The organism is Nocardia sp. NPDC060220 (assembly GCF_042727815.1).
Classification (GTDB): domain Bacteria; phylum Actinomycetota; class Actinomycetes; order Mycobacteriales; family Mycobacteriaceae; genus Nocardia.
Genome location: NZ_JBHWZY010000426.1, coordinates 1 through 5,875 on the forward strand (window position 1 = coordinate 1; position 5,875 = coordinate 5,875).

7 protein-coding genes and 1 pseudogene are annotated in these 5,875 nt (G+C 68.6%); 5 read left to right on the forward strand and 3 right to left on the reverse strand.

Going from position 1 to position 5,875, the window contains the following annotated elements; translation table 11 throughout:
* Both ACFWF3_RS21430 and ACFWF3_RS21435 read right to left on the reverse strand, forming a co-directional pair.
* A pseudogene (locus ACFWF3_RS21430) lies at positions 1-756 on the reverse strand (hypothetical protein); the annotation flags it as partial.
* Positions 756-1,064: a hypothetical protein gene (locus ACFWF3_RS21435; RefSeq protein WP_379315006.1), complete on the reverse strand. Its 309-nt coding sequence runs from the start codon at positions 1,062-1,064 to the stop codon at positions 756-758. The gene ACFWF3_RS21435 and the pseudogene ACFWF3_RS21430, both read right to left, overlap by 1 nt.
* Positions 1,065-1,285: 221 nt before the next feature.
* Here ACFWF3_RS21435 and ACFWF3_RS21440 point away from each other — a divergent pair, with 221 nt between their 5' ends.
* Both ACFWF3_RS21440 and ACFWF3_RS21445 read left to right on the forward strand, forming a co-directional pair.
* Complete coding sequence (locus ACFWF3_RS21440) at positions 1,286-1,972, forward strand: GAP family protein (RefSeq protein WP_379315007.1); 687 nt, start codon at positions 1,286-1,288, stop codon at positions 1,970-1,972.
* Between the two features lie 123 nt (positions 1,973-2,095).
* Complete coding sequence (locus tag ACFWF3_RS21445; protein WP_228536832.1) at positions 2,096-2,815, forward strand: polyprenol monophosphomannose synthase; 720 nt, start codon at positions 2,096-2,098, stop codon at positions 2,813-2,815.
* 58 nt (positions 2,816-2,873) lie between these two features.
* Here ACFWF3_RS21445 and ACFWF3_RS21450 read toward each other — a convergent pair whose 3' ends face one another.
* Positions 2,874-3,308 (reverse strand): DUF6069 family protein, encoded by a 435-nt coding sequence (locus ACFWF3_RS21450; RefSeq protein WP_379315008.1) that lies wholly within the window; start codon positions 3,306-3,308, stop codon positions 2,874-2,876.
* Between the two features lie 152 nt (positions 3,309-3,460).
* Here ACFWF3_RS21450 and ACFWF3_RS21455 point away from each other — a divergent pair, with 152 nt between their 5' ends.
* The 3 genes from ACFWF3_RS21455 (at position 3,461) to ACFWF3_RS21465 (ending at position 5,862) form a co-directional block, all read left to right on the forward strand.
* Positions 3,461-4,009 (forward strand): hypothetical protein, encoded by a 549-nt coding sequence (locus tag ACFWF3_RS21455; protein WP_379315009.1) that lies wholly within the window; start codon positions 3,461-3,463, stop codon positions 4,007-4,009.
* A gap of 94 nt (positions 4,010-4,103) precedes the next feature.
* Positions 4,104-4,664: a copper chaperone PCu(A)C gene (locus tag ACFWF3_RS21460; protein ID WP_379315010.1), complete on the forward strand. Its 561-nt coding sequence runs from the start codon at positions 4,104-4,106 to the stop codon at positions 4,662-4,664.
* Positions 4,657-5,862: a Dyp-type peroxidase gene (locus ACFWF3_RS21465; protein ID WP_379315011.1), complete on the forward strand. Its 1,206-nt coding sequence runs from the start codon at positions 4,657-4,659 to the stop codon at positions 5,860-5,862. The genes ACFWF3_RS21460 and ACFWF3_RS21465 overlap by 8 nt, the downstream gene beginning before the upstream one ends.
* Positions 5,863-5,875 lie beyond the last annotated feature (13 nt).

A 5,875-nucleotide genomic window follows, 5' to 3' on the forward strand; every position in this document is an offset into this window, starting at 1 on the left:
CACCCCACCGTCGATCAAGGCCTCCTGCAACGCGATCTGCGCCGCTGTCGCCGGATCGATGTTGTCGTCCTCGTCATCCCACGAGGAGTCGTCCCACGACGACGTATCGGACCCGCCGGTGCCGAGCACATAGACCCCGGGCGCCACCTCCGTCGCGCCGGTGGGCACGGTTACCCCGTTGGTCCCGCCGAGATCGCTGGTGAGCCCCTTGGTGTCGCGGGTGTACTGATCCATCTCGGTGCTGGCGTTGCCCACCACCCCGACCGCTTCCGAAATGGCCTCTTCGGCCAGCTCGACGATGGCGTCGAGGTTGTTCTCGTTCACCGCGGGCGCGGCCTTCTTCGCCTTGGCCCGGAAGTCGGCGATGATCGCGTCGACCTTGGCGGCTGCGGTCGACTGTGTCGAATACGCCTGCCCGAGCAGCGAGCTCAAACTGGTCCCGCGATCGGCCGCGGCCGAGACCTCGGTGGCGGTCTGCCGCAGCGCGGGGGTGGCCGGTGCCGCGGTCTCGGTCGACTCGAGCGCGTACAGCCCGAGCCGATGCGGGTCTTCGGTAGCCGTGGTCGCGGCGGATGCCGACGTGAGCGCGGCGACCACGGACGCGTCGGGATCGGCGGAAGTGTTGCTGCCCAGCGATCTCCGCAACTCGAGCAATGGAACTTCGAGCAGCGCGATCACCGGCTCGATCTTCGCCTCGGCCTCGGCGGGGGTGATCGTGCTGACCGTGGTCTCGGTGACCAGCGACTTGGAACGCATCACGCCACCTCTCCCTCGGCTGCTCGCAGATCGCCCGCCAGCCCGGAATCGATCCCGGTCACGCTGGCGCCGAAGCGATTCAAGATGTCCTGATAGGCGGTGACCAGGTTGCCCGCCGTGCTCAGCGTCGACGCGTGGTCGCCCGCGGCCTGTGTCCAGGCGGCGGCGAATTCACGCCCGAGCACGCCGAGCCCGGACAGGTCGACCCCGGCCGCGGTCGTCGTCTCTGTGGCCGCTGTGCCAAGAAGTTCGGAAACCCGAGCTGCCGCACGCTGATAAGCGTCGAGCGCTGACGGGTCGAAAGACATTTCTGCCACGATGTCTGCCCCTTCACGATCGCGGATCCCGGCACGGCCGGTGCTCAAAAGCGTAACCACCGAGCGCCGTTTGCGGGGGAGTCCAGTCCAGATGGCAGGATCGATTTCGAGACCGCGCAGGTCAAGGACTTTCGCCGCGGGATTCGGGTGGTGCTGGTGTGACGAACGGGTCGGCGATCGAAATATGACCGGCGAGTAGGGTCAGCCATGTCATGGATGGGTATCGACTGTTGGCCCTGCTCGGGTTCGCTCTGCTCGACGCGCTCGATGTGCTGCTGGTGGCGATCACCACGGCCGTGGTCGCCGACGCCAGGCTGACCCGGCGCTCGCCGATGACGGGTGTGCTCAGCTTCCTCGGCGGCGTTTTCGCGATCTCCGTGGTCTTCGGCGTGTGCACCGTACTCGGCATCGACTTCCTGGTCCGGCTCCTCGACTTCGAGTTGACCCCGGCTCTGCGGTACTGGGGCGAGCTGGTGATCGGCCTGGTGCTGATCGCGGTCGCCGTGCTGCCGGTGGACACCACCGCGCCCACCGGTGGTCGCTGGGTCGAGCCGGTGCGTAAGCATCCGTGGCTGATGGGCGTGCTCGGCTTCACGCTGGGTTTGGCGAAGGTGCCGACCTCGGTGCCGTACCTCGCGGCCCTGGCCCTGCTGTCCGCACAGCGCCCGCTGCCGGTGGTGTGGCCGGTGATCGTGGCCGGTTACTGCGCCATCGCCCTGATCCTGCCGTTGGTCGTGCTCGCTGTCGCCATGCGGCGGACACCGCGCGCGCGGCGGGTATACCGCCTGCTCGTGCGGGGCATCACCCGCTTCGGGCCGCCGGTCATCAGGGTGCTTTTCGTCGTGTTCGGCCTCGGATTGATCAGCGACGCGCTGGTCCACGCGGGTCGGCTGTGGTGAGCGCCCGCACGGCCACTCAGGAAAGCGTCAGGACCATCGAGTACCGTCATAACGAATCGATGACATGCCCCGTGCCCGCATCCTGGGCCGCGGGGCTATCCAGGTGAGCAGGGAGGGCGACCCTTGAGGGTTACCGTTGTTGTGCCGACCTACAACGAGCGGGAAAATCTGCCGGTGGCGGTGGAGCGGCTGACGGCTCTGCCGGTGTCCGATCTGCACGTGCTGGTGGTAGATGACAATTCACCCGACGGCACGGGTGATGTCGCCGACAAACTGGCTGCTGAGCTGCCGAATGTGGTGAGCGTGCTGCACCGCACCGAGAAGGACGGTCTCGGCCGCGCCTACATCGCGGGCATCACCGCGGCGCTGGACGAGGGTGCCGACGTGGTGATCCAGATGGACGCCGATCTGTCGCATCCCGCCGAGGTGATCCCGTCGATGCTCGAGAAGCTGAGCTCCGACGATGTCGGCGTGGCGCTGGGGTCGCGCTACGTGCCCGGTGGTTCCACCGCCGCGGAGTGGAAGTGGTACCGCAAGGCCCTGTCGGCCTGGGCCAACTTCTACGTGAACTTGATCCTGCGCCTGGGCGTGAAGGACGCGACCGCCGGTTTCAAGGCCTGGAAGGCCGATACCCTGCGGGCGATCGACGTGGCGTCGATCCGCAGCAACGGCTATTCGTTCCAGGTCGAGATGAACTACCGCGCGATCAAGAAGGGCTACACGATCGCCGAGGTGCCGATCCGCTTCGAGGAGCGCACCGTCGGCGCGTCGAAGATGAGCCTGAAGGTGCAGCTCGAATCGGCGCTCATGCCGTGGAAGCTGCTGTTCGGCCGCTCGGTCTAGAACTCGGCATGCGAAAGGCCCCGCCGTTTCTCGGCGGGGCCTTCGCTGTGTGTTCGGGTCACTTCGCGGTGATGCCGCGACGCACACCTTCCAGCGCGATCACCATGACCGGCACCAGCACCACGTGCATCACCGACAGGGCGATGGTGGAGGCGGTGTCGAAGTCGGCGGCCACGGTCAGCCCGATGGTCGCGATCGACAGCACCGATCCGACCACGGCGGCGGTCCGCAGCACGCCGGTCCACACGTAGGACAGCAGCACGGCGACGGTGAGCCCGATCAGCACCGGCACCGCCGACATCATGATCACGCCGCCGGGTGCGGCATCGGTGACCTTGCCGTCGGCGATCGTGGTGAACGTCCCGCCTGCGGCGGCGCCGACGGCCCAGACGATCAGGTTCAGCACCACGGCGGTGGCAGCGGCGCCCAGCACGGCCACGGGCCGGTTCAGTGCGGGAACGGTGTAGGTGGCGGGGGCGGCGGTGGTGGTCATGATGTTCTCCCTCATTCGGTGGTGAGACCATCATCAAACCCAAACAATGGTTAAGGTCAAGTCCTTCTTCGGAATTCGGGTGCGGCGCCGATGAGATCCCGGTCATACGCCCTGATCCCGTTGTCTACGACACGTAGTCGTAGCATGGCTCTGTGCGTTCACCGACGGATCACACCGCGCGCTTACGCGGCGCGGCGGTCGGTGCCGCGTCCGGTGCGGTCGCCGTGCTCGCGCACGGCCTCGGTGGCGCTACCGCCCTTCCCACCGGCTCGTCGATGGCCCTGCTGTTCGCCGCCTGCGCCCTGATCGGTGTCGTGGTCTCCGCGCTGCCACGCGGACACAGTCCGGTCTCGACCATGGCGGTGCTGGCTGTCGGCCAGGGCGTCGGGCACACCGCGATGTCGCTGGGACATGTCCAGCACCATCCTCTTTCGGCCGCGATGGTGCTCGCGCACCTGGTCGCGATCCCGGTCGGCGCGATCGCGATTCGCGCCGCCGAAGTCGGAGTACGCCGGGCGATCACCAGCGTGCGTCAGCTGGTCCTCGTGCTGGCCGGGGTCGTGCGCCCCCTCGCGCGTGCGGTCCGGCGACCCGCCGCCGACGAGCGCGCGGTGCTCCGGCAACTCCTCCTACGACCGGACATCGGGCTGCGTGGTCCGCCCCGAACGGGCGCGACCACACTCACCCCCGTTCCGGCGTAGCTCCACGCCGTCGAAATCCGCCTTCCCGGTGGATGATTCGCTGTGCCGACAGGCCGGTCCGGGGTCCATTCCATCCCGATGATCGGAGTTCCCCATGTCCGCGTACACGCGTACCCACCTGCGTTCACCCCGCGTCGCCCGCCGTCTCGGTGCCGCGACCGCACTGTCTGTCCTCGCCCTCTTCTCCACCGCCTGCTCGGGTTCGGAACCCGCACCCGCTGCCCCCGCGTCGGCGGGTGACCGGATCACGATGAGCGACCAGTGGATCAAGGCCGCCGACTCCGGCATGTCCGCCGCCTTCGGCAACCTGCGTAACACCGGGGACGTGCCGGTCACCCTGGTCGCCGCGACCAGCCCGGCCTCGGACCGGGTCGAGATCCACGAGGTCGTGCCCGACAGCACCGGGGCCAAGACCATGCGGCCGAAGGAGGGCGGCATCACCATCCCGGCGCACGGTGAAGTGACACTGAAGCCCGGTGCCGAGCATCTGATGTTCATGGACCTGTTGCAGCCACTGCGCACCGGCGCGGAAACCTCGCTCACCCTGACCTTCTCCGACGGCTCGAGCACTGTCGTCAGCGCCCAGGTGCGCGATTTCGCGGGCGGCAAGGAGAATTACACGCCGGGCTCCGAGAACCCGACGCACGGTGGCTGATCCGCATGCCGGGCTCTCCCGCCGCCGGTTGCTCGGCGGGGGAGCGGCGGCAGCGGGTGTCGTCGGCGCGGCCGGAATCGGCTGGGGCGCGGCCGGTCTCCGGGATCGGGAACGAGAACCCGGCGAGGGGCTCGACGTTGTTCCGTTCTACGGCACGCACCAGGCCGGCATCGAGACCACGCCACCCGGCCACGTGGCCTTCGCCGGTTTCGATCTCGCGCCCGGCGTCGGACGCGAGGACGTCGTCGGCCTGCTCCGGATCTGGACCGACGACGCGTCGCGGCTCACCCAGGGCGTTCCCGCGCTGGCCGACACCGAACCGGAACTCGCGGCCCGGCCTGCCCGGCTCACCGTCACGGTCGGTTTCGGTCCCGAGCTGTTCACCGTCACCGGTCTCACGGCACGACGACCGAGGTGGCTGCGGCAGCTGCCGCCGTTTCCCGTCGACCGGCTGGAGCCCGCCTACACCGGCGCGGATCTGGTGCTCCAGGTCTGCGCTCAGGAAGCGACGACGGTAGCGCACGCGGTGCGGGTGCTGTCCAAGCATGTGAAGTCGCTGGTGACGGTGCGGTGGGTGCAGCGCGGCTTCCGGGACGCGCCACGCGGCCAGACCATGCGCAACCTCATGGGCCAGGTCGACGGCACCGTCAACATCGCCCCGCGCACGGTCGACTTCGATCGTCTGGTGTGGGACGACGGTGCGTCGACGCCGTGGCTGACGGGTGGCACCTCGCTGGTGCTGCGCCGGATCGCCATGGATCTGGACCGCTGGGACGAACTCGACGCCGACGGCCGGGAACTGACCGTGGGCAGAAAGGTCAGCACCGGTGCGCCGCTCACCGGCACCGCCGAGCACGACGAACCCGATCTGGCGGCGGTGGACCGCAACGGCATCCCGGTGATCCCGCCGTCGTCGCATGTCGCCCGCGCCAGGCACACGCACGACGGTGAACGGTTCCTGCGGCGCGGTTTCAACTACGACGAGGCGCCCGCCCCGGGGAAGTTGTCGAATTCGGGACTGTTGTTCGTCGCCTACCAGCGCGACGTCGATGCCCAGTTCCTGCCTGTGCAGCAGCGGCTGGCGGAGTTCGACGCGCTGAACGAATGGACGACTCCGGTGGGCTCGGCCGTGTTCGCGATCCCGCCCGGCGTCCCCGCGGCCGGGAACTACCTCGGGCAGCAGTTGTTCGAGAGCTGAGGGAATCCGGCCG

Bases quoted from the DNA above. Each gene is read 5' to 3' on its own strand.
- ACFWF3_RS21450 (WP_379315008.1), bottom strand. From the start codon at position 3,308: ATGACCACCACCGCCGCCCCCGCCACCTACACCGTTCCCGCACTGAAC.
- ACFWF3_RS21460 (WP_379315010.1), top strand. From the start codon at position 4,104: ATGTCCGCGTACACGCGTACCCACCTGCGTTCACCCCGCGTCGCCCGC.
- ACFWF3_RS21435 (WP_379315006.1), bottom strand. From the start codon at position 1,064: ATGTCTTTCGACCCGTCAGCGCTCGACGCTTATCAGCGTGCGGCAGCT.
- ACFWF3_RS21440 (WP_379315007.1), top strand. From the start codon at position 1,286: ATGGATGGGTATCGACTGTTGGCCCTGCTCGGGTTCGCTCTGCTCGAC.